Origin of the sequence: Mesobacillus zeae (genome assembly GCF_003570705.1) — a bacterium.
Classification (GTDB): Bacteria; Bacillota; Bacilli; order Bacillales; family Cytobacillaceae; genus Mesobacillus_C; species Mesobacillus_C zeae.
In genome coordinates this window covers 176171-199659 of the sequence record NZ_QWVT01000024.1, presented here as the reverse complement: position 1 = coordinate 199659, position 23489 = coordinate 176171, and the positions used below count along the sequence as shown (strand labels likewise).

30 protein-coding genes are annotated in these 23489 nt (G+C 44.9%); 2 read left to right on the top strand and 28 right to left on the bottom strand.

The genetic code is table 11. The features are described from left to right. Window positions 1-3: 3 nt before the first annotated feature. The 17 genes from dxs to spoIIIAA all read right to left on the bottom strand — a co-directional run bounded on the left by dxs (window position 4) and on the right by spoIIIAA (window position 14005). Complete coding sequence (gene dxs / locus D1970_RS15075; RefSeq protein WP_119113692.1) at window positions 4-1896, bottom strand: 1-deoxy-D-xylulose-5-phosphate synthase; 1893 nt, start codon at window positions 1894-1896, stop codon at window positions 4-6. A 202-nt stretch (window positions 1897-2098) separates the two neighbouring features. Beyond that, window positions 2099-2992: a polyprenyl synthetase family protein gene (locus D1970_RS15070; RefSeq protein ID WP_259339677.1), complete on the bottom strand. Its 894-nt coding sequence runs from the start codon at window positions 2990-2992 to the stop codon at window positions 2099-2101. Window positions 2993-2995: 3 nt separating this feature from the next. Further along, complete coding sequence (locus D1970_RS15065) at window positions 2996-3226, bottom strand: exodeoxyribonuclease VII small subunit (protein WP_119113691.1); 231 nt, start codon at window positions 3224-3226, stop codon at window positions 2996-2998. 1 nt (window position 3227) lies between these two features. Then, complete coding sequence (xseA, locus tag D1970_RS15060) at window positions 3228-4574, bottom strand: exodeoxyribonuclease VII large subunit (protein WP_119113690.1); 1347 nt, start codon at window positions 4572-4574, stop codon at window positions 3228-3230. Window positions 4575-4746: 172 nt separating this feature from the next. Further along, a complete protein-coding gene (folD, locus tag D1970_RS15055) occupies window positions 4747-5619 on the bottom strand; it encodes a bifunctional methylenetetrahydrofolate dehydrogenase/methenyltetrahydrofolate cyclohydrolase FolD (RefSeq protein ID WP_119113689.1) in 873 nt (290 codons plus the stop codon). Between the two features lie 48 nt (window positions 5620-5667). Next, window positions 5668-6060, bottom strand: coding sequence for a transcription antitermination factor NusB (gene nusB / locus D1970_RS15050; RefSeq protein ID WP_119113688.1), 393 nt, complete (start codon window positions 6058-6060; stop codon window positions 5668-5670). A 196-nt stretch (window positions 6061-6256) separates the two neighbouring features. Next, window positions 6257-6664 (bottom strand): Asp23/Gls24 family envelope stress response protein, encoded by a 408-nt coding sequence (locus D1970_RS15045; RefSeq protein WP_119113687.1) that lies wholly within the window; start codon window positions 6662-6664, stop codon window positions 6257-6259. 15 nt (window positions 6665-6679) lie between these two features. Continuing rightward, window positions 6680-8035, bottom strand: a complete 1356-nt coding sequence (gene accC, locus D1970_RS15040; protein ID WP_119113686.1) for an acetyl-CoA carboxylase biotin carboxylase subunit — start codon at window positions 8033-8035, stop codon at window positions 6680-6682. A 12-nt stretch (window positions 8036-8047) separates the two neighbouring features. Next, window positions 8048-8554 carry an acetyl-CoA carboxylase biotin carboxyl carrier protein gene (gene accB, locus D1970_RS15035; RefSeq protein WP_119113685.1) on the bottom strand — a complete coding sequence of 169 codons (507 nt, stop codon included), beginning with the start codon at window positions 8552-8554 and terminating at the stop codon, window positions 8048-8050. 279 nt (window positions 8555-8833) lie between these two features. Beyond that, window positions 8834-9397 carry a SpoIIIAH-like family protein gene (locus D1970_RS15030; RefSeq protein ID WP_119113684.1) on the bottom strand — a complete coding sequence of 188 codons (564 nt, stop codon included), beginning with the start codon at window positions 9395-9397 and terminating at the stop codon, window positions 8834-8836. A gap of 3 nt (window positions 9398-9400) precedes the next feature. Continuing rightward, entirely contained in the window at window positions 9401-10060 is a 660-nt protein-coding gene (gene spoIIIAG / locus D1970_RS15025) for a stage III sporulation protein AG (RefSeq protein WP_119113683.1), read from the bottom strand. Then, on the bottom strand, window positions 10057-10686 hold the full coding sequence (gene spoIIIAF, locus D1970_RS15020; RefSeq protein WP_119113682.1) for a stage III sporulation protein AF: 630 nt from the start codon (window positions 10684-10686) through the stop codon (window positions 10057-10059). The genes spoIIIAG and spoIIIAF overlap by 4 nt, the downstream gene beginning before the upstream one ends. Window positions 10687-10696: 10 nt before the next feature. Continuing rightward, window positions 10697-11896, bottom strand: coding sequence for a stage III sporulation protein AE (gene spoIIIAE, locus D1970_RS15015; protein WP_119113681.1), 1200 nt, complete (start codon window positions 11894-11896; stop codon window positions 10697-10699). 34 nt (window positions 11897-11930) lie between these two features. After that, a complete protein-coding gene (spoIIIAD, locus tag D1970_RS15010) occupies window positions 11931-12311 on the bottom strand; it encodes a stage III sporulation protein AD (RefSeq protein WP_259339681.1) in 381 nt (126 codons plus the stop codon). Window positions 12312-12334: 23 nt separating this feature from the next. After that, on the bottom strand, window positions 12335-12541 hold the full coding sequence (spoIIIAC, locus tag D1970_RS15005) for a stage III sporulation protein AC (RefSeq protein WP_119113679.1): 207 nt from the start codon (window positions 12539-12541) through the stop codon (window positions 12335-12337). Window positions 12542-12560: 19 nt separating this feature from the next. Next, complete coding sequence (spoIIIAB, locus tag D1970_RS15000) at window positions 12561-13076, bottom strand: stage III sporulation protein SpoIIIAB (protein WP_119113678.1); 516 nt, start codon at window positions 13074-13076, stop codon at window positions 12561-12563. Then, window positions 13073-14005, bottom strand: a complete 933-nt coding sequence (spoIIIAA, locus tag D1970_RS14995; protein ID WP_119113677.1) for a stage III sporulation protein AA — start codon at window positions 14003-14005, stop codon at window positions 13073-13075. Before spoIIIAA ends, spoIIIAB begins: the two co-directional genes overlap by 4 nt. 102 nt (window positions 14006-14107) lie before the next feature. Between spoIIIAA and D1970_RS14990 the strand changes: the two genes are divergently transcribed. Further along, window positions 14108-14344, top strand: a complete 237-nt coding sequence (locus tag D1970_RS14990; protein WP_119113676.1) for a hypothetical protein — start codon at window positions 14108-14110, stop codon at window positions 14342-14344. A 72-nt stretch (window positions 14345-14416) separates the two neighbouring features. Next, complete coding sequence (locus D1970_RS14985) at window positions 14417-15052, top strand: SIMPL domain-containing protein (protein WP_119113675.1); 636 nt, start codon at window positions 14417-14419, stop codon at window positions 15050-15052. A 49-nt stretch (window positions 15053-15101) separates the two neighbouring features. Here the strand turns inward: D1970_RS14985 and D1970_RS14980 are convergent, their stop codons facing one another. Genes D1970_RS14980 through D1970_RS14930 form a run of 11 tightly spaced genes read right to left on the bottom strand, consistent with a single transcriptional unit; the run spans window position 15102 to window position 23380 of the window. Next, window positions 15102-15608 carry a TlpA family protein disulfide reductase gene (locus tag D1970_RS14980; RefSeq protein ID WP_181213209.1) on the bottom strand — a complete coding sequence of 169 codons (507 nt, stop codon included), beginning with the start codon at window positions 15606-15608 and terminating at the stop codon, window positions 15102-15104. A gap of 47 nt (window positions 15609-15655) precedes the next feature. Then, on the bottom strand, window positions 15656-15787 hold the full coding sequence (locus tag D1970_RS14975; RefSeq protein WP_119113673.1) for a CcmD family protein: 132 nt from the start codon (window positions 15785-15787) through the stop codon (window positions 15656-15658). Window positions 15788-15799: 12 nt separating this feature from the next. Next, window positions 15800-16546 carry a cytochrome c biogenesis protein gene (locus tag D1970_RS14970; protein WP_119113672.1) on the bottom strand — a complete coding sequence of 249 codons (747 nt, stop codon included), beginning with the start codon at window positions 16544-16546 and terminating at the stop codon, window positions 15800-15802. 3 nt (window positions 16547-16549) lie between these two features. Further along, the gene (locus tag D1970_RS14965; protein ID WP_119113671.1) at window positions 16550-17233 is read right to left on the bottom strand and encodes a heme exporter protein CcmB; all 684 of its coding nucleotides are present in this window, start codon (window positions 17231-17233) and stop codon (window positions 16550-16552) included. Next, window positions 17230-17937, bottom strand: a complete 708-nt coding sequence (gene ccmA, locus D1970_RS14960) for a heme ABC exporter ATP-binding protein CcmA (RefSeq protein WP_119113670.1) — start codon at window positions 17935-17937, stop codon at window positions 17230-17232. The genes D1970_RS14965 and ccmA overlap by 4 nt, the downstream gene beginning before the upstream one ends. Before the next feature lie 11 nt (window positions 17938-17948). Beyond that, window positions 17949-18941 carry a hypothetical protein gene (locus D1970_RS14955; protein WP_119113669.1) on the bottom strand — a complete coding sequence of 331 codons (993 nt, stop codon included), beginning with the start codon at window positions 18939-18941 and terminating at the stop codon, window positions 17949-17951. Between the two features lies 1 nt (window position 18942). Further along, entirely contained in the window at window positions 18943-19317 is a 375-nt protein-coding gene (locus D1970_RS14950) for a hypothetical protein (protein ID WP_119113668.1), read from the bottom strand. A gap of 12 nt (window positions 19318-19329) precedes the next feature. Beyond that, on the bottom strand, window positions 19330-19845 hold the full coding sequence (locus tag D1970_RS14945) for a cytochrome c-type biogenesis protein (RefSeq protein WP_119113667.1): 516 nt from the start codon (window positions 19843-19845) through the stop codon (window positions 19330-19332). A gap of 1 nt (window position 19846) precedes the next feature. After that, window positions 19847-21829, bottom strand: a complete 1983-nt coding sequence (locus tag D1970_RS14940; RefSeq protein WP_119113666.1) for a heme lyase CcmF/NrfE family subunit — start codon at window positions 21827-21829, stop codon at window positions 19847-19849. A gap of 35 nt (window positions 21830-21864) precedes the next feature. Next, the gene (locus tag D1970_RS14935; protein WP_119113665.1) at window positions 21865-22338 is read right to left on the bottom strand and encodes a cytochrome c maturation protein CcmE; all 474 of its coding nucleotides are present in this window, start codon (window positions 22336-22338) and stop codon (window positions 21865-21867) included. A gap of 13 nt (window positions 22339-22351) precedes the next feature. Continuing rightward, window positions 22352-23380 carry a hypothetical protein gene (locus D1970_RS14930; RefSeq protein WP_119113664.1) on the bottom strand — a complete coding sequence of 343 codons (1029 nt, stop codon included), beginning with the start codon at window positions 23378-23380 and terminating at the stop codon, window positions 22352-22354. Between the last annotated feature and the right edge of the window lie 109 nt (window positions 23381-23489).

Below are 23489 nucleotides of genomic sequence, written 5' to 3'. Positions count from 1 at the left end.
TACCTACGCCCTTTTTTCTTTTTGCTTTGCAAGTTTCTTCGTCCTTAGGACTGCTTCCTCAGATGTAAGCCTGATCTCTTTCAGGAGATCATCCACACTTCCATGCTCAATGAATTGATCAGGAATGCCCATCCGATCAATCACAGCATTTTCAAAGCCCAATTCCTGTGCTGTTTCCATAACGAAGCTTCCAAAACCGCCTTGAAGAATAGCTTCTTCAATGGTAAGGATCGGTATATTTTGGCTGAGTATTTCTGTAAGCATGTCTATGTCGAGCGGCTTAAGGAATCTTGCATTGACAATCCTTACGCTAATTCCCTGTTTTTCAAGTTCTTCGGCTGCCTCAAATGCCATCGGAATGGTAGTGCCGAAAGTCAGAATGGCAGCATCATCCCCATCTTTAAGCACTTCCCATGTGCCGATTGGAATTGGTTTAAGCACTTCATCCATCGGAACACCTAAACCGTTGCCGCGCGGAAAACGCAAAGCAATTGGCCCGTCATCATAGGAGAGTGCCGTACACACCATGTGCTGTCCTTCGTTTTCATCTTTCGGCATCATTAACACGATATTCGGTAGATGCCTCAAGAAAGCGATATCGAATACTCCCTGATGAGTCTCTCCGTCGGCACCCACAAGCCCTGCCCGGTCAATTCCGATAAAAACATTCAGGTTTTGCCTGCAAATATCGTGTACAACCTGATCGTACGCACGCTGGAGGAATGTTGAATAGATAGCCAGGAACGGCTTCATGCCTTGCGTAGCAAGACCCGCTGAAAACGTTGTGGCATGCTGTTCCGCAATTCCAACATCGAACATCCTGTCAGGGAACTCACTAGCAAAACCTTCAAGCTTAGAACCGACAGGCATCGCAGGTGTAACGGCCACGACCCGTTTATCAGTTCTTGCGATCTTCCGGACAGTTTCACTGATCAGCTTGCTCCAGGCGGGTGGAGTAGCGGCAGGCTTCAGGAAGTCTCCGGTATCCATTTTGTAAGGGCCTGTCCCGTGCCATGTACCAATCTTGTCATTTTCTGCAGGACGGTAGCCTTTGCCTTTTTTAGTAATGACATGAAGCATGACAGGGCCATCCAATTTTTTCGCATATGTCAGGTTTTCGAACAAATCGTCAAAATTGTGGCCGTCTACCGGGCCAAGATACGTAAAGCCAAGTTCCTCAAAGAACATACCTGAAACAAACAAATATTTAAGGCTGTCTTTAATTCTTTCTGCAGTTACTGCAAGCTGCTGGCCAACAGCAGGCACTTTCTTCAACAGCATTTCGAGCTCATCTTTCGCCCTGTTATACTTCCCTGCCGACCTTAGCCTTCCAAGGACATTATGGAGGGCACCGACATTCGGGGCGATTGACATCTCATTGTCATTAAGGATAACAATCATTTTTTCTTTTTTATGGCCTATATGGTTTAGCGCTTCAAGCGCCATCCCCCCAGTAAGAGCACCGTCGCCAATCACTGGTATGATGTGCGCGTCTTCATTTTTCAGGTCCCGTGCTACCGCCATTCCCATTGCTGCGGAAAGAGAAGTGGAGCTATGTCCTGTTTCCCATACATCATGTTCGCTTTCAATCATTTTCGGAAACCCGCACAGCCCTTTAAACTGACGAAGTGTTTCAAACTGGCAAGCGCGTCCAGTAAGGATTTTATGGACATAGGATTGATGCCCGACATCCCAGATGATTTTGTCTTTTGGGCTATCGAAACATTTATGGAGTGCGATTGTTAGTTCAACTACTCCAAGGTTAGGTCCGATATGGCCTCCAGTCCTTGATAAATTTTCTATAAGAAATTGCCTAATATCCCCGCTAAGTGCTTCCAGCTCTTTGTTTGAAAGTTTTTTCAGGAAGGAAGGGTCTTTTATTGACAATAGATCCATATCGGACCACTCACTTTCATTTGTGACTTATTATCCGTGCCTTTAAGGAGCCTGCCCCTTTTTCGGAAAAAAGGGCCGCTAACACGATCGTGATAACGGCACCGTTATATAGCAGAATCTTTATTTAACCATCATAGAACACAGCCTATAAAACAGTTCAATTATATCATAAACAAAATGGCGCCTCAATCGTGGGGAAGTTTCAAGAATTACGGAACCCGATTAGATCCGTTATGCCTTCAAGAAGGCTTGTCTCCAGGCCGGATCCCGCTAAAGCTTCTTTAGCCTTTGCAAGATGCTCGAGGAGAGCTTCCCTTGCTCCGTCCAGACTGAGAAGGGATGGATATGTGCTTTTCTTGTTTCCTTCGTCGCTTCCAACTGGTTTGCCAATTTGTTCCTCCGTACCCTCAAGATCCAGAATGTCATCCCTGATCTGAAAAGCAAGACCAAGATGGTATGCGAATTTTGATAATTTTTCCCTTGTGTGGGCATCCGCTCCGGCAAGCAAGGCACCTGCCAGCACACTGTATGCAAGGAGCCTTCCCGTCTTGTTCAGATGAATGTACTCCAGCTCCCCGAGGGACAGCTCCTTGCCTTCTCCCTGCATATCGGCGGTCTGGCCTCCGACCATCCCTTCTGCACCAGCTGCATCTGACAGGCCTGCGATAAGTCCAAGCTTAACGCTGGCATCAGCCACTTGTTCAGGAATATCGGCTAAAAGCCTGAAACTGTGTGTAAGAAGTGCATCGCCTGCAAGGATAGCAGTGGCCTCTCCATAAACGATATGGTTTGTCGGTTTTCCCCTCCGAAGGGCATCGTCATCCATGCTGGGAAGATCGTCATGGATCAATGAATAAGTATGAACCATTTCAATGGCAGCTGCCGCTTCCGCACCGCTTGCTGGGTCTTTTCCGAATGCCTCAAGTGTTGCAAACAGCAGAAGCGGGCGTATCCTCTTTCCTCCTGCCTCCAGGGAATAAAGCATCGATTCTTTCAGAATTACGGGGGCGTTAAGGTTTGACACTGCTTCAGATAGCCTCTGTTCAACAAGAAGTTTATACTGGGCGAAAAAGCGATCTAACAAATTGGATTCCACGTTTTACTCCTCCTCATTGACAGAAAAGCTTGCCACCTGTCCATCTTCTGTTAGCACCTGCGTAAGCTGCGTTTCTACACTTTTTAATTTATCATGGCATAATTTTGACAGTTCCACACCTTGTTTATAATAAGAAATGGCTTCCTCTAAAGGAACATCTCCTTCTTCAAGCTTTTCAACAATAGTTTCCAGCTTTTCCATAGCCTGTTCAAACGTCAATTTCTCTTCAGCCATCTTAATCCCCCTCTTCCACATTTGTTACAACGCAATCCAATTTTCCATCAGGAAGTTTTACAGTTATATGGTCGTCTTTCTTAACTTGTGATACGGCTTTTATCAGCTTGCCTCCATCTGTATAAGCAAGGCTGTATCCTCTGTCCATAATCTTTAAGGGGCTAAGCGCATCCAATGTCTGCACCGCGGCATTTAGCTCTCTTCGCTTACCATTTACAATGGATATCATTGCCCTGTTCAGGTTTTTCGTCAACCGGAGATGGTTTTCCACCGAAATTTTTGCAAGTTCTGCAGGGTTACTGCGAAAAAGCCTTTTTCCCAGATGGTTGAGTGAATCCTCCTTCATGGAGAACATCTGCTTTGAAGCCCGGGAAAGTGATTCGGTCAGCCGGTCAACCTGTTCAAGCTTTTGCTCGTACAAACGGCGCGGATAACGAAATGCATACGATTGGCGCAATCTCTTGTACCGTTCATGCTGGATTCCCACTTTTTCCTTCATTGCCCTGAGGAGCCTGGCCTGCCGGTCCATTACCCTCTCCATCAATTCGTCGATATGGGGAACAGCAATTTCAGCTGCTCCTGTTGGGGTAGGCGCCCTCATGTCTGCAACAAAGTCGGCAATAGTAAAATCTGTTTCATGCCCCACAGCCGAAATGATAGGAATTTTTGATGAGAAAATAGCCCTTGCTACAGCCTCTTCATTGAATGACCATAGTTCTTCGATCGACCCTCCGCCACGGCCGATAATCAGAACATCCAGCCCTCCCATTTCGTTCGCTTTTTCAATCGCCTTGACAATCGAACGGGCACCCTGCTCTCCCTGAACAAGAGCTGGAAAGATCAAAATATCGGCAATTGGGTATCTGCGGTTGATTGTTGTAATAATATCGCGGATGGCTGCGCCCGTAGGGGATGTAACAACACCGACCTTTTGCGGGTATTTGGGGAGCTCCTTTTTATGTTGAGGGGAAAACAATCCTTCTTTCTCCAGACGCTCTTTCAGCTGTTCATATGCTAAAAACAAATCACCGATTCCGTCAGGTCTCATTTCCTTTACATACACCTGGTACTGCCCACTTGGCTCATACACCGTAATGTCTCCCCTGATCAGAACCTTCATCCCGTTCTCCGGCCGGAATTTAACAGACTTGTTAAAGCTAGAGAACATCACTGCCAAAATCCTGGCTCTTTCATCTTTCAGGGTGAAATACATATGGCCGCTCGAGTGCTGTTTGAAATTCGATATTTCACCTTTCACATAAACATCCTGCAAATGCGGATCAGCATCGAACTTTCTTTTTATGTATTTAGTCAACGCATTTATCGTCAAAAAATGCTGTTCTTGCATGGCCCACCTCTTTTCTGCGCAAAGGAACTTTGCTGGCCGGGTTTCTGTTTCCGCCTGATTTATTTTGCCATTCTAACAAAACTGCCCATACCCATTTAAATTCAGGAATTCCCCTCCGCCGCTAGTGGACAGATTCGAATTCCTGATTTATCAGGATACAGGCAGCCAGCAATTAGGCGTTGCAGTGTTGCAGCTTTTCCAGCTGTTTTCTCGCAGACTTCAATGTATTGAACATAAGCATCGTAATGGTCATCGGGCCAACCCCGCCCGGTACAGGGGTGATGTATCCGGCTATTTCTTTAACTTCATCGAAAGCCACGTCTCCGCATAATTTTCCTGCCTCATCGCGGTTCATTCCCACATCGATAACCACGGCGCCTTTTTTCACATGCTCTGCGGTAACCATACGGTTTCTGCCAACTGCAGAAACAATAATATCCGCATCTAACGTAAACTTTTTCAAATCCTTCGTCTTTGAATGGCAATATGTGACAGTCGCATTTTCATTCAGTAAAAGCTGTCCGGCTGGTTTGCCGACAATGTTGCTGCGGCCAATAACAACCGCATGCTTGCCAGCCAATTCAATCCCGGTTTCCTGAAGCATTACCATAATCCCAAAAGGGGTGCAAGGCAGGAACGCATCCTGTCCAGTCATCATTCTGCCTACATTAACAGGATGGAAACCATCGACGTCCTTTTCAGGAGAGATCGCTTCAATGACCCGTTTTTCGCTGATATGCTTAGGCAGCGGCAGCTGGACAAGGATTCCATGGATTGCTTCATCATTGTTCAGCTGTTCAATTTTCTCCAGCAATTCTTCTTCGCTGAGGGTTTCGGGATATTCCGCAAGTTCGGAGTGCATGCCAAGCTCACTGCATGCTTTTTGTTTGCTTCCCACATATACCTTTGAAGCTTGGTTGCTGCCAACAAGAACAACTGCAAGCCCTGGAGTGACTCCTTCAGACTTTAGCTCTTCCACTTCAGCAGCAATTTCCCCGCGTTTCTTCTTTGCTATTTGTTTACCGTCAATGATCTGTGCTGTCACCAATACTCCCCCCGCTTCCTTGGAGATAACCATTACCATATCCGCATTTTATGAGTGGCGCTGCATTACTTTTGAAAGCACTCCGTTTATAAACCGGCTTGATTGGTCATCCCCGTATATTTTGGCTATTTCTATCGCTTCATCTAAAACGACGTTACCCGGTACTTCTTCATTGCAAAACATAAGTTCAAAAACACCAAGGCGAAGCAAATTCCTGTCAACGTTTGCCAGCCTGTCAATTGTCCATTTTTCAAGATGGAGTTTGATTTCGTCATCGATCTTGTCCTTGTTTTCGACAAAACCTTCAACTAGCCTTGTCAAGTAAGCATCTCCCTGCTCATCATCGAGCACATGGGAAATAGCATCCTCCGGCTCTGCTTTGCTTATATCGATCTGGAATAAGGCCTGTAACGCCTTTTCTCTTGCTGTTCTTCTTTTCATTCAGTTTCTTGGCTCCTTTGCGGCTGTAAGCCTGTCTCTTTCCTAACATGATAATAGCACAACAATTATGTTTTCGCATGCCTTCCATGTTATTTTTAGCTTTTCAAAAGACATTTATATATGGTTGCCGCATATTCACAATAAATTTTCAAAGAAAAAACCAAAGACCTTTGATGGCTTTGGTTTTTCCTCTTGCTTATAGCTCCTGTTCGAAATCGCTTTCAGGCTTTTGGTTTTCGAATTGGATGCCCACAACATGAATGTTGACTTCTGCTGCTTCAAGCGCGGTCATGTTGAGCAGCGCCTGGCGGATGTTATCCTGGATTTTTTGCGCAACTGAAGGAATGGAAACACCAAACTTCATTACACAAAATACGTCCACTATGATACCTTCGTCAGAAAGCTCAACCTTGACACCTTTACCATGGTTCTTTTTTCCGAGCCGTTCAACAACGCCGGCAGCAAAACTGCCTCTCATCTGTGTAACGCCCTCGACTTCCGATGCGGCAATGCCGCCAATGACTTCGATGACTTCCGGTGCGATTTCAACCTTGCCCAAGCCATTGTCTCCATTGCTCATTTCAAGTACACGCTGTTCACTCATTGCTTGCACCTCCTGTTATTCTTCTGCCATTATATCGTATATTTCCAGGAACTTCGTATTAAAATTGCCCTCCACGAATTTTTCATGGCTAAGTAATTTTAAATGGAAAGGAATGGTCGTATGGACCCCTTCAACCACGAATTCGGCCAAAGCCCTCTTCATACGGCTGATTGCTTCTTCCCTGCTGCTCCCGTACGTGATCACCTTCGCAATCATGGAGTCGTAATAAGGCGGAATCGAATAGCCGGGATAGGCGGCAGAGTCAATCCTGACTCCAAGCCCACCAGGAGGCAGGTACATGTTAATTTTTCCCGGTGAAGGCATAAAGTTCTTTGCAGGATTTTCAGCATTGATCCTGCACTCAATTGCCCAACCATTGAAACTAACTTCTTCCTGTGTAAGCCCAAGCTTTTCTCCTGAAGCCACCTTGATCTGCGCCTTGATCAAATCGACCCCTGTCACCATTTCCGTCACTGGGTGTTCCACCTGGATACGCGTATTCATTTCCATAAAATAAAACTTGCGGTTACGGTAATCATAAATAAATTCTACCGTGCCGGCACCCGTATAGGCAACTGCTTTTGCCGCTTTGACTGCGGCATCTCCCATTTCTTTGCGGATTTCTCCGTCAAGGGCAGGTGATGGCGTCTCTTCGAGCAGCTTTTGCAGACGTCTTTGGATGGAACAATCACGCTCCCCAAGGTGAATGGTGTTGCCATGCTGGTCAGCAAGCACCTGGATTTCCACGTGGCGGAAATCCTCGATATATTTCTCAATATAAACTCCGGGATGGCCAAAAGCAGTCATTGCTTCCTGCTGGGTAATGCTGATTCCTTTCAGCATTTCTTCCTCTGTCCTGGCAACCCGGATTCCTTTTCCGCCGCCTCCGGCAGTCGCCTTAATGATGACAGGATAGCCAATTTCCCCTGCAAGTTCAACAGCCTCTTCGTTGCTGTTGATTATGCCCTTTGAACCAGGAACAATCGGAACATTCGCTTTCTTCATTGTTTCCCTGGCAACATCTTTTGTCCCCATTTTTTGAATTGCTTCTGGAGTCGGACCGACAAAGATGATGTTGCACTCCCTGCACAGTTCGGCAAAATCGGCATTTTCAGCAAGAAAACCATAGCCTGGATGTAAAGCATCACACCCGGTAAGTTTTGCAACGCTGATAATATTGGTGAAATTCAAATAGCTGTCCTTCGATGCTTTAGGGCCGATACAGTAAGCTTCATCTGCAAGCTGAACATGGAGCGATTCTCTGTCTGCATCGGAAAATACAGCTACAGATTCAACGCCAAGCTCACGGCATGCGCGGATGATGCGAACCGCTATTTCTCCCCGGTTGGCAATCAATAATTTTTTTATCATCACAAACTCTCCTTACTCTGGCTTTACCAGGAACAAAGGCTGGCCATATTCAACAAGCTGCCCGTCTTTAACAAGCACTTCTACGATTTCCCCGTTTACTTCCGCTTCTATTTCATTGAACAGCTTCATTGCCTCAACGATACAGACAACTGAATCCTTTGTAACTTTTGAGCCGGCTATTACATAGGAATCTGCATCCGGAGTTGGAGATTGATAAAAAGTTCCAACCATTGGAGAAGTGATTTTATGTAGGTTCGCTGTTTCCTTAATCTCTTCTTTCTTCGGTTCCTGTACTGGCTCTGCGACTGCAACCGCCACTGCCGGCTGCACATGGACTGGAGCTTGTACTTGCTGCACTGCTTCCATTGCCGCTGGCATGGCAATCATCTCAACAGCCTTGTGAGCAGCTTGGCTTTTCTTCATTTTAATTTTTGAACCTTCATACTCATAAACAAACTCATCGATGCTTGATTGATCGACTAGTTTAATCAGTTCACGGATTTCTTGCACTTTCAACATTATGGGCACCCCTTGTCCTAATTTTCTAAAATAGTAATTATGACTAACTACTAATACTATACGATAATACCATGTTATAGTTCAATACATTACGTAAAGAACGAAAACGATAGTCCTATTCTATTCTAATCTTTTCTGAATTAAAAGTGAATTTTTAATTCATTGCAAATGGCCGTTTCTTCTTTTTTGTCTTCACCTGGTTAAAAATAAGAGCGGCCTGGCAAAGTGTCAGGCACTTTGCCAGGCCGCTGGCTTCATATCCCAATCATGTTCTGTGTGTTATTTTCCAGGCTGAAAATCAACGACTACAGGCTGGACCGCACCAAGTTCTGTTCTAACCATCTGGATGATTTCATTTGCTTTCGACCGTGAATGTTTGTCAGCTTTAACGGTAATCCTTACTTTTTCTCCATCTGCCCTGACAAGGACATCCTCATAGTCCATTGATTTGATCAGCGTTTCCAGTACGCCTTCCTTTTGTGAGATATCATCAAGTTCTTTCATTTTTTCATAGGCATCATTGCGCTGTTCAGGCGGTAAGTCGGTTGAAGCAACAATTTCCTGAAGCTCTTCTTTCATTTGGTTGCGCTGGTCAGTCAGCTGGAGGCGAAGGGATTCGAACGCTTCATCGGAAGCTGCTGTTGAAATAACCGTTTTTCCATCCTTTGCTTCAGTGGCAGCCTCCTTTTTGTTTTCAACCGTTTTCGCACTCTCTTCCTTCTTTTCTTCCAATGTCGCCATGTCTGACATGTTCTGCTCCGGTGAGGTAATATAATAGACGGATAGCACCACCACAAGGCTCAGCATTGTCAATAACCATACAGTTTGTTTTTTTAATAACATTCATTAATCCCCCTTAGATTTTTTCGGCAAGACCGACACACGATGGCTTGGCACATCGAGCGATCTGGTAACAGCCTCCAGGATCCACTTTTTCACCTGGATATTTTCTGCTCCTCTTGCCACAACGAGCACCCCTCTGATTTCAGGTTTCTTCGTCTCTAACACAATCGGTGTTTCTTTCTCCCCGCTGCGGACAATAACGAGCTGTTCATCCTTTGAAAGGTCTTCCACCTTCCTGCTCCCGCCATCCCGGTCAGTTTCATCCGTTGTCTGCGACTGGGTCACCGTATTTTTTTCAAGTACCTTCTTCTCGGTTGCATCAACATTAACCATGACTGAAACATCTCTTACGCCGGCAATCCCCTCTAATGCATCCTTTAGCTGTGCTTCACAGGCTTCCTCATATTTACTGATCGTATCGCTCCGCCCTGATTTCCTGGGCCCAAATGCCGGAACAGTCTTTTCGCTTTCTTTCTGGCTCATGGCCGGAGTGCTGTTAGGCTGATTTTTATCGAAAATATTACCCACTAGCATAGCTGCTATGCCCACGAGAACAACCAAGAGGAAGTATGGATATTTCCCAGTTTTTTTTTCTGCCGGGCTGCTTCTCTGGAAAAAGCGGTCCCTTATCCAGGTAAGCGGGCCTTTTTCATTGCCCTTCATTGCTTTAGGAGCCTCCCTTCTGACACAATTTGAATTGAATTTTCAGGAACATTCCATTTTTCCGCCAGAAGAGAAGCTGCCTCTTCATTCCTCTTTGACCTTTTGCTTGATGGAAGGGGTTGTTCTGTGTCAATTTTTACTTCTTGTACTGCGGGAACTGCTCCATCCTTATTACCGCTTGCTTCTTTAAGGTGTACGGTAATCAATTCCAGGTTTTCAGGGAATGAACGCTTGTCTCGCTCATTAACTTTAATATCTACCGCAGCTATCGCCATTCCGTGCTGTTCCATCAACTCCTCCTCCGCGTCCGCTTTCAGTTGGACAGCCATTTGTTCTAAAATATATGCATGCTGGGAGGCTTGTATTTCTGTTTTCTTCATTTCTATTAAACTTTCCATTTGATGGTTCTCTTCGCCTCTGCTTTCTGAAGTAATATTTTCCAGCATTTTATCGAAATCCCCTGAAAAAATTTTCAGAACAGGGGAAAGGATGATCGCAATCAAAAGCAGTCCAGTGACAATTTTGACATATTTCTGCATCGCCGAATTTGGAAGAAGCATGTCAAGGACCGTTGCCAGGAGAATGAAGAAAATAATATTCGCAACCCATTCTTTTAAAAAATCCATGATCCTACTCCTATCTGACCATCATAGATAGATTCCCGGCTGCCACGATGACCGTGATTGTCAGGAAAAACATCAGAGAGACAATGGCAAGTGCGGCAAAAACATAGATGATACTTTTACTGATTACATCAAGGCAGGCTATGACGGGCCCTCCGCCAAGCGGCTGCAGGATAGCAGCCGCGAATTTATAAATAAAAGCAATCAGAAGGATTTTGACTGCTGGAAAAGCTGCAATGAGGAGCAGGATGGCAACTCCTGCAATCCCGACCGTATTCTTAAGAAGGACGGAAGCGCTAATTACGGTTTCCGCTGCATCTGTAAAGGCCCTTCCAATGACCGGAATAAAATTCCCGGAGATAAATTTGGCCGTTTTCACCGTCACCCCGTCTGTCACTGCTGCGGCAGCGCCCTGGACAGAGATTACACCGAGGAATACTGTCAGAAACAAGCCAAGTAAGCCAATGCTCCAATTCCGGAGCATTCCTGCAAGCTGAGTCACTTTGTAGTGTTCAGTAAGAATGCTTACAATCCCGAGAAGTGCCGACAGGAGCAGAAGGGGCAGAACAACATATTGAATGAATATGCCGCTGGTGTTCATGAGAAACAAGATGATGGGATGGAAGAAAGCCGCCGAAACAAGGCCGCCAGATGAAGCTATCAAGGCAAGAAGCAGTGGCACTAGGGCGAGGATAAATTGGATCATTGTTTCGATCGCTTTGTTTGTATAGTCCAGAACAATATGAAAGCTGTTGAGTGCGATGATGATCAGCACCATAAAAACAATAGAGTATGCAACCTTTGAGACCGTACTTTGTTCAAAAGAATTTTGGAGAGTCTGCAGAAACATGCTGAAAACCGTCAGCAAAACAAGGGTTCCCAAAAGCTTTCCGTTTGCGGTTAATTCATAAAACGCAAACTTGAGTATACCGGTGGACCACTCCTTCAGGGAAAAACTCTTCTCGCCTTTGATAAATTCATACAAGCTTCCCTTCTGGCTTTCAGGCAAATACCCGCCGTACTCTGCCGTGATGTCTTCCCAGAAGACTTTCAGCTCATCCAGCTTTAATTCGTCCAGCTGTTCTTCAGCCATTTTTTGGACATCTACTGGCTGTGCCTTTTTCTCTTCTTCTCCGGCAGCTTGTACACCCGAAAAAGGGAATAGGGAAAGCAGGAGAACGACTAAGATTATGGAATGCAGCCGATGTTTCATTTTTTCACCTCGCCTGTTAAAGCTGAACCTCCTATTATCCAGGAACCAGCTTAATAATGGTTTCAATCAATACTGTAAGAATTGGAACGGCCATTGCCAGGATGAGCACTTTTCCGCCAAGTTCAATTTTAGAAGCGATTGCCCCCTGACCTGCATCCTTTGTGATTTGTGCTGCAAACTCGGCGATATAGGCAATTCCAATTATTTTAAGAATGGTTTCGACATAGACGATATTGATTTTGGCATCCGCCGCAAGTTTCTCAACCATGCTGACGATGAGGTAGATTTTGTCGACAAGGAACAGAAAAATCATACATCCAGTAAAAACAACGAGCAAAAAGGCAAAATTCGGCTTCTGTTCTTTCAGAATCAGGGCAAGGAAAGTTGCAACCAGCGCAACGCCGATGATTTGGATGATTTCTATCGCAAACCCCTCCCTTATCCCTGAAACAGAAACACCGACTTAATTTTTTCAAACAGATCATCAATAATGGAAGCGACCATGAAGAGTATATAGATGAATCCAAAAAGTGTTACCCATTGCGCGTATTCTTTTTTTCCTACCTGATCAAGGATGGTATGCAAAAAAGCCACCACGATTCCAACCCCGGCAATTTTAAAAATAATGTCAACGTCCATGCCCATCCTGACTTCCCCCTATACACTACATCAGTAGGATAATTAGTAATAATCCTGATAAAAATCCAAGACTTTTCACCATTTTCTCGTATTTCGTTTGTTTTTCGAACGCGTCCCCTTCTTCCCTTTGAAGATGGGAAATGGCCAGTTGGATTTGTTTTTGCTGCGACATCTTGTCATGGCGCCCAAGCGTCTCTCCGAACTGCTTCATGATTTCAAACTCTCCCTGCCTTAAGGCTGTTTCTTTCCATACTTCTTCCAGGCTTTCTCTCCAGGCAGCGCTTACGGTTGTTTCGGAATTTGTCAGCCTGGCTGAAAAGTCAGCGAACAGTACGGATAAAGGCTTTGGCAGCTGTGCTGAAAGCCTTCTTGACGCTTCGTGGAGAGGGGTATGGCCATACATGATTTCCGCTTCAAGAGATTGAAGTGCAGATTTCAATAATCGAAGCTGTTTTGGACGTTCGCTGAAATGCCTTGAAGCCTCAATGCCCATCCATGTTGATGCAGCAATAATCAAGGCAGCACCCATGATTTTGATCATGACATATTCACACTCACTTTATGCTTGCTTATATCCCGGCCGCTGCTGTCTTTGATGCTGGCAACGGTTCCAGGGCCGGAGGAACGCGACAGTTCAATGTAGCGGGTAAAAATTCCTTGCTCGATTATCGGTTTCATAACTGGCCGTCTCATGATGTCAGCAAGCGAATGTCCATGTGTGGTCATCAACAGGGTGATTCCTGCATTTACAGCTTCCAGTATCGCAACCGCATCCTCATCACGGCCTATTTCGTCGACAACGAGCACATCCGGGCTCATCGAGCGGACCATCATCATCATTCCTTCTGCTTTTGGACACGAATCAAGCACATCAACCCTTGGGCCGAATGTCAGTTGTGGAATGCCATTTACACACCCGGCAATTTCAGACCTTTCATCGACGATTCCCACTTTCAGAGGGAGAATCCCTTTTTCCCGCTTCCCGTCTGAAATGCAGCGGGCCAAATCGCGCAGAAGAGTTGTTTTTCCTGTCTGTGGAGGCCCAATAATCATTGTATGAAGCCACAAACCATTATAAATATAGGGAAGAAGCGGGGTGGCAATCCCGATCTTCTCCCGGGCGATCCGGATATTGAAGGAAGCAACATCCCTAATGGATTTTACCCTTCCGTTCTCGAGAATAACTTTTCCAGCCAATCCTACTCGGTGGCCTCCGGCGATGGTAATGTAACCTCTTTTTAATTCTTCTTCCAGTGTATACATCGAGAAATTCCCAAGCTTATTCAAAAGATGGAACCCATCCTCCGGCTTAACAATATAAGGTAGGAAAATTGGGGATCCTTCCGCTGTTACCTCTAGCGGGCGATTGATCCTGACACGGATTTCCTCCGCCAGCTGTGACTTAGTTGGAGGGAGCTTTTTAAGCTCGGCCGCGATCTGTTTTGGCAAAAAAGAGATGACTTCTTTCATATCTATTCCTCCCAGGGGACAAGCGCATCACATATTAAAATGTATGCGCTCTTGGACACTTTATGACTCCGGACAAAGCAATGATTGCAGCTGGAGGAAATTATGGACGGTTTAGGAACAGACAAACCCTCATATTTCTTAGCCCTTTTGAAAACAATGTTAAAGAAAGGAGTAGATAACATGGTCAACGAAAATCACGATAAGTTTCAGAAAGCGCAAAGGCATGTGAACAGCTATATTGGAGATGTGAAAGGAAATACCCGGAAGCCGCATTCCGACCCGGCGTACAATTCACAGGAAAACACTGATAAATCACCGGGAGCAGCAGGGCGAGAATGATGAATTAGCGGTATTGGAATGGTCCTGTAGATCTTGCCATATTATATAGAAAAAAAAGAATGTGGTGAGGACATGTTTGATCGTAATGGAACGACGCAAACGCTAATCAATGTTCAGGGTGAGGGGATTCGTCAAACAGAACCGGACACTGCTTCTGCCATTTTGGGGGTTAGAACGGAAAGCATGAAGCTAAAGGATGCCCAGGAAAGAAATGCGCGCGATACAGCCAATGTAACAGCCGCACTCTTAAATCTGGGAGTAAAACAGGAAGATATACAGACAACCCAGTACAGAATCGAATCCATATACAGCTATGAAGAAGGAAAGCAACTGTTCCAGGGCTATAGGGTCACACATCTTTTGGCAATAAAAATCAGAGACATTAATCAAGCTGGTACACTGATAGACAAAAGTGTGGAAAATGGGGCAAATGAAATTTTCGGAGTACAGTTCTCTTTGGCAAATGCAGATGCACTTTACCTCAGTGCCCTTTCATCAGCAGTCAGGAATGCATGGGAGAAAGCCGTACTTATCGGAAATACAATGGGAGTGAAGGTTTCTCCTATCCCTGTTGAGATAACAGAAGCATCATCCTCTCCGCCGCCAGTTCCGTTTCTTGCGAAAAGCGGCGCCAGCAGCACAGTGCCGGAACCCGGGATGGTACAAGTAAAAGCTATTGTAACTGCCAGGTTTGAAATCCTGAAGTAGAGAAAAAACAAGGCCTGGCTACATAGCCAGGCTTTGTTTTTTCTCTACTCTATTCATATTTTTTCACCATTGAGTATAAATCCTCTTTTGTCAAAGGGCCGCTATAATGTTCACGTACAATCCCTTTCTGGTCGATCACAAAGGTTTCCGGCTGGCCTGTAACCCGGTACTGTTCTTTGACCTCCATGTTGTAATCAAATAGATAAGCCGATGTCGTATTATGCTCTTTCACAAATTTTTTCACTCGATCCCTTGTCTCACCCAAATCTATAATCAATAGCTTCGTGTCTTTCCCGTATTCCTGCTCGAAAGCTTCCAGCTCTGGAGCTTCATCCACACAAGGACCGCACCATGTGGCAAAGAAGTTCAGGACAACAATCTTCCCTTTAAAATCAGACAGTCTTACATTCTTTCCATTGATGTCCTCAAGATTAAAATCCACCATCTTCTCTCCGACTCCAGTGGAGGTTTCACCTTTGTTCATGCTGAGCGCAAAATACAAAAATGCTCCAATGGCCATTAGCAGGACAAGCATTCGAATTGCTCTTTTGTCCATAAGGTATTCCTCCCGGCCCCATCTCTGCATGAGATGGCTTCACATTCTTAATGTTCGTTTTCCATTTCCTTCAGGAACTCGATTTCTTTCAATAGCTTTGTTTGTTTTTTCCCAAGGCTATAAATATAGCCGAACATAATCAGCCAGACGATGGAATAAGCTACAACTAAATAAGTCATCCTGATTTCCTCCTATTGGATCAGTCTTTCCCTGATTTTTTCCTTGCGATGGTTCAACGTTATTTTCATTCCTTCAAGGGCAACGCCCTTCAGCAGCAGATAACCATATAGAAGAAGTACTGCAAATATTGTTACAAGCAATGTCACAAGCATCCTTTCGTCAACTCCCCCTCCTTGCTGGGATGGGCCGGCTCCGAACACGATAGGATGGAATTTCGACTGCCACCAGCGAATGGAAAAGAACACGATTGGAACGTCTATGAACCCAATCATCCCGAAAACAGCAGCTAGACGGGCCTTCTTTTCCCAAACACCATCCATCTGCCTGATCATAAAGTACGCCATGTAAATGAACCATAATATCAAGGTAGTTGTCAGGCGCGGTTCCCATGCCCACCATGTATTCCAGGAGGACTTAGCCCAGATTGGCCCCGTCGTAAGGACAATTGTTGTCAGCACGAGGCCTATTTCGGCTGAAACCTTTGCATAGGTGTCAAAAATTCTCTTTCTTTTGATGATAAACAAGAGACTGAATACGAAAACGATAAAAAACGCAATGAAAGCAGTTGAAGCGGAAGCAACATGAATATAAAAGATCTTTTGTACAAGTCCCATTGTTTTTTCAATTGGCGACCATATGAAGATTAAATAAAATGAGATCAGCAACCCTGCTGCTGCTCCAATAAAAAGAGCTTTTTCAAGACTTGATTTCCTCTCGAAAAAAACAGGCACTTTTTCTTTTTCTGCACAGGCTTCCATGAGTTACACCTCCATGACATATTCGACGAGAATGAGACAAAGCACAAAGAAAATAACATCATATGCGCCAATCAGCTGCATCCAGGCGACAGCATCCGGCAGCTTTTCAATATTGCTGAGGATGATTTTCGTCGCCTGGACTGCCCCAATGAGGATTGGGCTTGTCACCGGAAACAAAAGGAGCGGCAGCAGCATTTCACTGCTTTTGGAATTAGCTGCAAGGGCTGCAAGGAATGTACCGATACTAATGAAACCAAAGCTCCCCAGGAACAGTACGAGAAGGAAATAGCCCACACTTCCTATGGAATGGAAATCGAACAGCAGGAATAGAAAAGGGACTGAAACCAGTTCAACAATCAGGATCATTGTAAAGTTTGCCAGAAGCTTTCCAAAGTAAATGCTGCTTGGGTCCATCGGAGAAATGAGCAAGGCCTGCATCGTGTCATTCCTCTGTTCGGAGATAAACGACCGATTGAGCCCCAAAATGCCCGAGAACACAATAATCACCCAAATAACCCCTGGAATGACTGCCTTCGTCGTATTCTGGGCCGGGTCAAACGCAAAGCTGAATACAAGGATGACAAGACCGGAAAAGATAATCATTGTCCCAAGTACCTGGCGGGTCCTGAGTTCTGAGTATAAATCTTTTTTTGCGATCAGGAAGGCGTTTTTGAAAAAACCGCTCATGAGGCACCTCCCTCCACAAGTTCCGTATACTTACTATGAAGAAAATTGACATCCTTTCCATTCAAACAGAAATTGGCAATAAGCTTTCCGTTTTTTATGACGACAGCACGCTCGCAAATTTCCGCGGCCTGCTTGAAGTCATGTGTCACCATAAGTGTTGTGGTCCCTTTTTCTTTCATTGTCAAAATGACTGAATTCAGGGTATCGGCAGCCCCCTGGTCAAGGCCTGTATGAGGTTCATCAAGCAGCAGGACTTCAGGATCATGAATGATAGCCCTCGCAATGGCCACTCTTTGGACCATTCCCCTCGAGAAATTCTTAACTGGTTCGTTGAGAAAGAAGGATAACCCAACCGAGCTGATCAAGGAGACCGCTTTTTCCTCGATATGATCCATCCCGTACGCCGCCCCATAAAATACTAGGTTCTCAAGCGGGGTGAAATGGTCATAAAGGAAGCTGGAATGAGGGAGGTATCCGAGCAATTTCCTTATTTCATGCTGGCTCTTCTTCATTTCAAGCCCCTTAATGGATACTAGTCCCGATGTCGGCTTGATCAAGGTTGCCAGCACCTTTAATAAAGTACTTTTCCCGGCACCATTCGGGCCAAGGATAGCCACCGTCTCCCCTTTGTTTATTTCAAGATCGATTCCGCGGAGGATGAATTTGTCATCGGCCTGCTTGGTCAGTTTTCTGGCTACAATCATCTGCGGCCCTCCTATTCGACAAATTGGCGCAGGTTCATTTTCACTTGGACAAGGTGTTCTTTATAGGCATCCAGCTTTACTGAATACTCTTCTTCACTTACCTTTCCTTGTGCGTATGTATCCTCCAGTTCCATAATTTTGTCCATGATGGCATTTTGCCGTGCAAGAAGCTGTTTAAAGGCCGCTTCTTCCTCATCGGCTCCAAACTTCGCATCTTCAATCCGATTCTTCCACCTAAAATAAGAGTAGTAGCTTATCCCAGAAAAGAGAATCATTCCGAGTACGACAAGGAGCACATGCGGATTAAATTTCTTCAGGGCTGACTGTTCCCACAGCCTGATATGGCCCGGATTATGGAAATCCGGCGCTTTTCTCGTAACATCACTTGCTGTACTTGGATTCTTACTGCTATCGATCGTCGCGGGGTCCTCACCGGAAGCCGGCTGCTGATCCTTCGCGTACGCAAATTTGATTTCTTTCCCTGGATCAACATGCTCCAGGCTATACATCCAGAAAGACCGGCCATCAATGTCAATCTGTTGCGGAGATGAACTTTCCGCCCCGATAAACTCAATGCTGCCCTTCCCATCGGGGACGAGAACCTGCATGATTTCAAGCGGGTAATCAAGAGAAAACGCAATAGGAATTCCCGCAGGCATTTGATACGTATAGGGTAGAACAATTGATCCTTTCCCAGGAACCGGCTTGGAAACAGAAAATCCTGCGGCGTTTGGCTTGGCTCCAAGCGATTCATCTTGGACCTGCAGGTTTATCGCCCCTTTTGGAAGCGTAACTGAAATGGAGCCGTTGCCGTTGCCCTGGTATTCCTTCTCACCCGGATTTGTATAACTGACCATATGTTTGACAAGGACACTTCCGTTCCCATCAGGTTCAACGACAACATAATGCATATCAACCTTTAATCCATCAGCTTGGACCGAGGCCGAAGCCAAGCCGAAGGGGAAAAGCATGATGGAGACAAGAAGGACGCATAGCTTTTTCATACTATCTCGCTCCTTTTTTATTTCTGTATTTCTTGGCAGCCTCTTCGATTTCCCTTTCCACTTCTTCAAGCAGATCTTTATCTATATTTTTTACAGCCGGACGCTCTTCTTCTTTCATGATTTTGGCAACCTGGATTTCATATTGTTTCTTTACTATTTGATAGTCTTTCTCCGACAGCTTATCCATCTTATATTCAAATTCCAGCTCGTTCAGCGTTGTCAAAAGAATCTCTTTATTCGTAGCAGACCCTTCACTTCTCCCTGTGTCCTTTTCCGGACTGACACCCTTTTTGAACAGCGGGGCGAGGATCAAAAACAGGCAGGATAGTGCTAGAGCCGCTGTCAAAATCATCGAGATGACTGAAATTTCTTCCATTTCATTCACATCCTAAAGATACTTTTTCCGTTCTTTTTCTATCATGGAAGACATGATTTCCCCTTCCACCTCGTCTGCTTCCTTCAAGTCTTCTTCCAGGGTTTTGGTATCATCACGCCTTTTCACCCAACGTCTGATGACAACAAAGACACCTGTTCCTGCACCGCCAAGCGCTGCAAAAGGCATGACCCACGCAGCAAGGCTGAATCCTTTGCTATCCGGTGCCATCAGGATTTCCTCACCAAGCGTTTTTACATAATAATGGCGGATTTCATCCTTATCCATTCCTTTTTTCATCATGGTTAGAATATCTTTTTTAAACGCATCAGTATTATTGCACCCAGCCATATCACAATCATAATGGGACTGCCCGCAGCCGCATGTGCACAAAAACTGTGCTGCCACGGCTTTAAACTCGGCCGACTTGTAGTCATATTCACCATCCGGACTGGTTGCATGCGTGTTTAAGAGGAACGCCTGGAGCACGAAAAGTATGGCAATAAAACAGATGGAAAGTAATTTTCTCACCCTATACCACCTCTTTCATGGCTCCTGTATATTTCGGTGTGATATGTTTGTGTTTTCCATTCCAAATGGCAAACAATGCACCGATCACAACCAGGCCTGAACCCATCCAGAGCCAACTCATCATCGGGTTGACTTTTACAATGAATGTGGCGGTCCCATCTTCTTCCCAAGTGCTAAGTACAATGTAAAGGTCTTCGGCTATCGAGGAGTGAAGAGCCACCTCGGATGACGGTTCTTCCCAATTACCGTAAAACACTTTTTCTGGTTCATATTTCCCAAGAAGCTTTCCATCCTTGAAGACAGTCACATCGGCATAGACTATGTCATTGACACCTTCCGATCTCTGGTCCAGCTTTTCATATGTCATTCGGTAATCTTTAATATCGAGTGACTCTCCTGCTTTCAAAGTCTTCATGGTTTCCACATCATAGTTCTGGGACCCAATGATGCCCATTGCAATAAATGCAATTCCAATATGCACGATATAGCCGCCATAGCGCCTGCGGTTTTTTATCATAAGCCTGTACAAGGCAACGATTGGCATTTCCTTTGTCATTTTCCGCCTCGCTTTAACTCCTCTGTAGAACTCAAGGTAGTGGGTAATAAATAAAAGGATAATCACACCGTAGCCAATGACTGCCCATGCCTTCTGGATTCCCAGTAGAACCATGAGAATCATGCCTGCAAGGCTCAGGATGGCGGGAATGATGAAGTTTTTCTTAAGGTTTTTCACTGTGGACCGCTGCCAGGCTAGCAGCGGACAAACCGCCATGATGAACATCATCGACAAAAGGATCGGCGCCTGAACTTTATTGAAAAAAGGAATGCCGACTGTTACTTTCGTCCCTCTGACTGCTTCTGATACGAGAGGAAAAATTGTACCCCAGAACACTGCAAATGCAGCTCCCAGCAAAAGCAAATTATTAATCAAAAAACTGCTTTCCTTGGATACGAAAGACTGAAACTCCCCGGCACTGCGTTTAATCAGGCTGTACCTGCTCATGACAATATACAGGGCCCCAATAACAGCAACCCCCATAAAGATCAGGAAGTACATGCCTAGATTGGAATCGGCAAATGCGTGTACTGAGGTCAATACGCCACTTCTCACAAGAAAGGTACCGAATAGTGTAAGGGCATAAGAGATGACGATCAGGCTGATATTCCAAACCTTCAGCATGTTTTTTCTCTCCTGGATCATAACGGAGTGAAGAAATGCTGTTGTTGTCAGCCAAGGCATGAAAGAGGCGTTTTCAACAGGGTCCCATGCCCAATATCCGCCCCATCCAAGTTCGACATATGCCCACTGTCCCCCAAAGATATTTCCAAGTGACAGGAATAGCCATGCTATGATGGTCCATCTTCTTGTCATCTTGATCCAGTAGTCATCCATGTTTTTAAGAATCAAAGCAGCCATCGCAAAGGCAAATGGCACCGCAAGCCCAACGTAGCCAAGATAAAGTGTCACAGGGTGGATGACCATTCCCGGATTTTGTAGCATGGGGTTCAATCCCCGCCCCTCCATCGGTATTTCATTCAGGAGGATAAATGGCTTGGCCACGAAACCAAGAATGAAAAAGAAGAAGATGGAGTTCACCAGCAGGATTGCGGAAATATAAGGAATCATTGGATTCCCTCTCATTTTGCGGGAAAAAGCAATCATAGCTGTATACATTGTTAAAAAAAATGTCCATAAGAGCAGGGAACCAGCATTGCCGGCCCATAACGCAGAAAGCTTATACAGAATCGGCAGTTCACTGCTTGTGTAATCCTTTACGTACTCAAACTGGAACTGCGAAGTGGCCAGCGCATAAAGCAGTACAGCGACGGCAACAGAGGCAGACAGAAAGACTGCAATTACCCCTCCCTTTCCACTGTCGACAAGTGTCTGTTTTTTTGTAAGTATTCCTGCAACAATGCTTATAAAAGAATAGACTGCTAGAGTTAATCCAATGTAAATTGCGGCATTACCTAGTAAGTACACTCCATCACCTTCTTGATCATGATTGGCAGCTTCTATTACTTAGAAGGCTGCCCTGCTGCTGGTTCTTCGGGCTTTTTATTGAGCTTGTCCTTATGCGTATCGGGGTCATAGTTTTTCATGTCTTCACCTTCGTATTTTGACGGGCATCTTGTTTTGATGGATTCCGCCTCGAAATGATCCTCTTTTCCTAAATAGCCCTGCATAATTACGATGACCCCATCGGAAAAGTTATCAGGTTTCACGCCGTTATAAACAACATGCATTTTGTTATTTTCATTGTCGTTCACATCAAAATTCAGTTTGATTTTATCCGCATTCCATTCAATTGTGTCTTCCACTAAAAGTCCTTCAAATGTGACAAAATCATCCTTGTGTTTTTCCTGGTTCTCCTTCAAATCCTTAAGTGTCAGTTCAACTCCGCTTGAACCGGGAGTTGCAGCCATAAGCAGGAATATGATTGCACCAGCAATAACGAAACCACCAAGCATGACAAGAGTGTTCTTTTTCATCTTCTCCACCTCTTTACATTAGCTTTTTTATTTTTTCTTCATATGTTTTTTGGTCAATCTTCCCGTTAAGAAGCTGAATGCGGAGTTTTTTCTTTTCACTGGCAGCATTGCCTGCTGCCTTCTTTTCTCTGCTTCCGTGATTTTTGACTGATTTTTTTTGTACGGACTTTCGCGGAGCACTTTTCCTGCCGAAGGTTAAGCCTAGGAAAATAAAAATACCGGCAATGATTATTGATACTCCGATGATAATGGCACCCGAGGTGTTAATGAGCGGCCGTTCCCCATTATTTTTCGCCACTTGCTTCGTTGCGGTCTCTCCATGATTTTCATCGCTTGGCGGGTTCATCTTGCTGATGATAGAAAGGCTTGACTCATTCCCTTCTTTTTTGTAGGAAGCGGTATATTTCAGGGGTTTCCCCTTTTCCGCATTCGTATATTGATAGTGGTAGAGCTCTTGCCCATACTCGCTTTTTGATATATTCTGCGTTTTCGGCTCAATGTTGAAATCTTTGGCATTCAGCGGATTATAGATAATGACATCGAGTTTTTCCGTTTCAGCCTGGGGTGTATATTGGAAGCTAAAGCTTTTATCTGCTCCCTTCATACTGAAAGGATTTACATAGTATTCAACAACAAAGCGATACTCTTCATCTTTCTTAATTGCTGTTCCCGGGTCCCAAGTCAAGACACCTTTGTTTCTGTCCAGCTTATAGGGCCTTTGTACCTCAGGCTTATTCGCATCGGGAAATTCTGCAACAAGGTATACACTGAAGTCCTTGTCCTTCATCGGCAATGGCAGTTCAATTGTTCCGTTGAAATCAGTACCGCTTTTATTGATAACCGTTCCATAATAACCCACGAGCAAGGAGGGTTCATCCTTCGGCCAGTTTTCAGGGTAGTCAAATTCGGGCATGATTTGGATTTGCATTTCCTTGTACTCAAACTTTTCTGCTTTAAATCCTCCCTCGGCATTTGCCTCCCAGATCCCGAAATTGGTTCCAAACAGGATGACAAATACCAGAATAACCCATTTTTTCATCATGCAGATCCTCCTTCATTACCTAGCTCTATTAATGGTTTTAATACTATAACCCTCATATAATTAACTATAGATTGCGCCTTAGCTATTAAGTTGAGCCAGTCTTGAACAT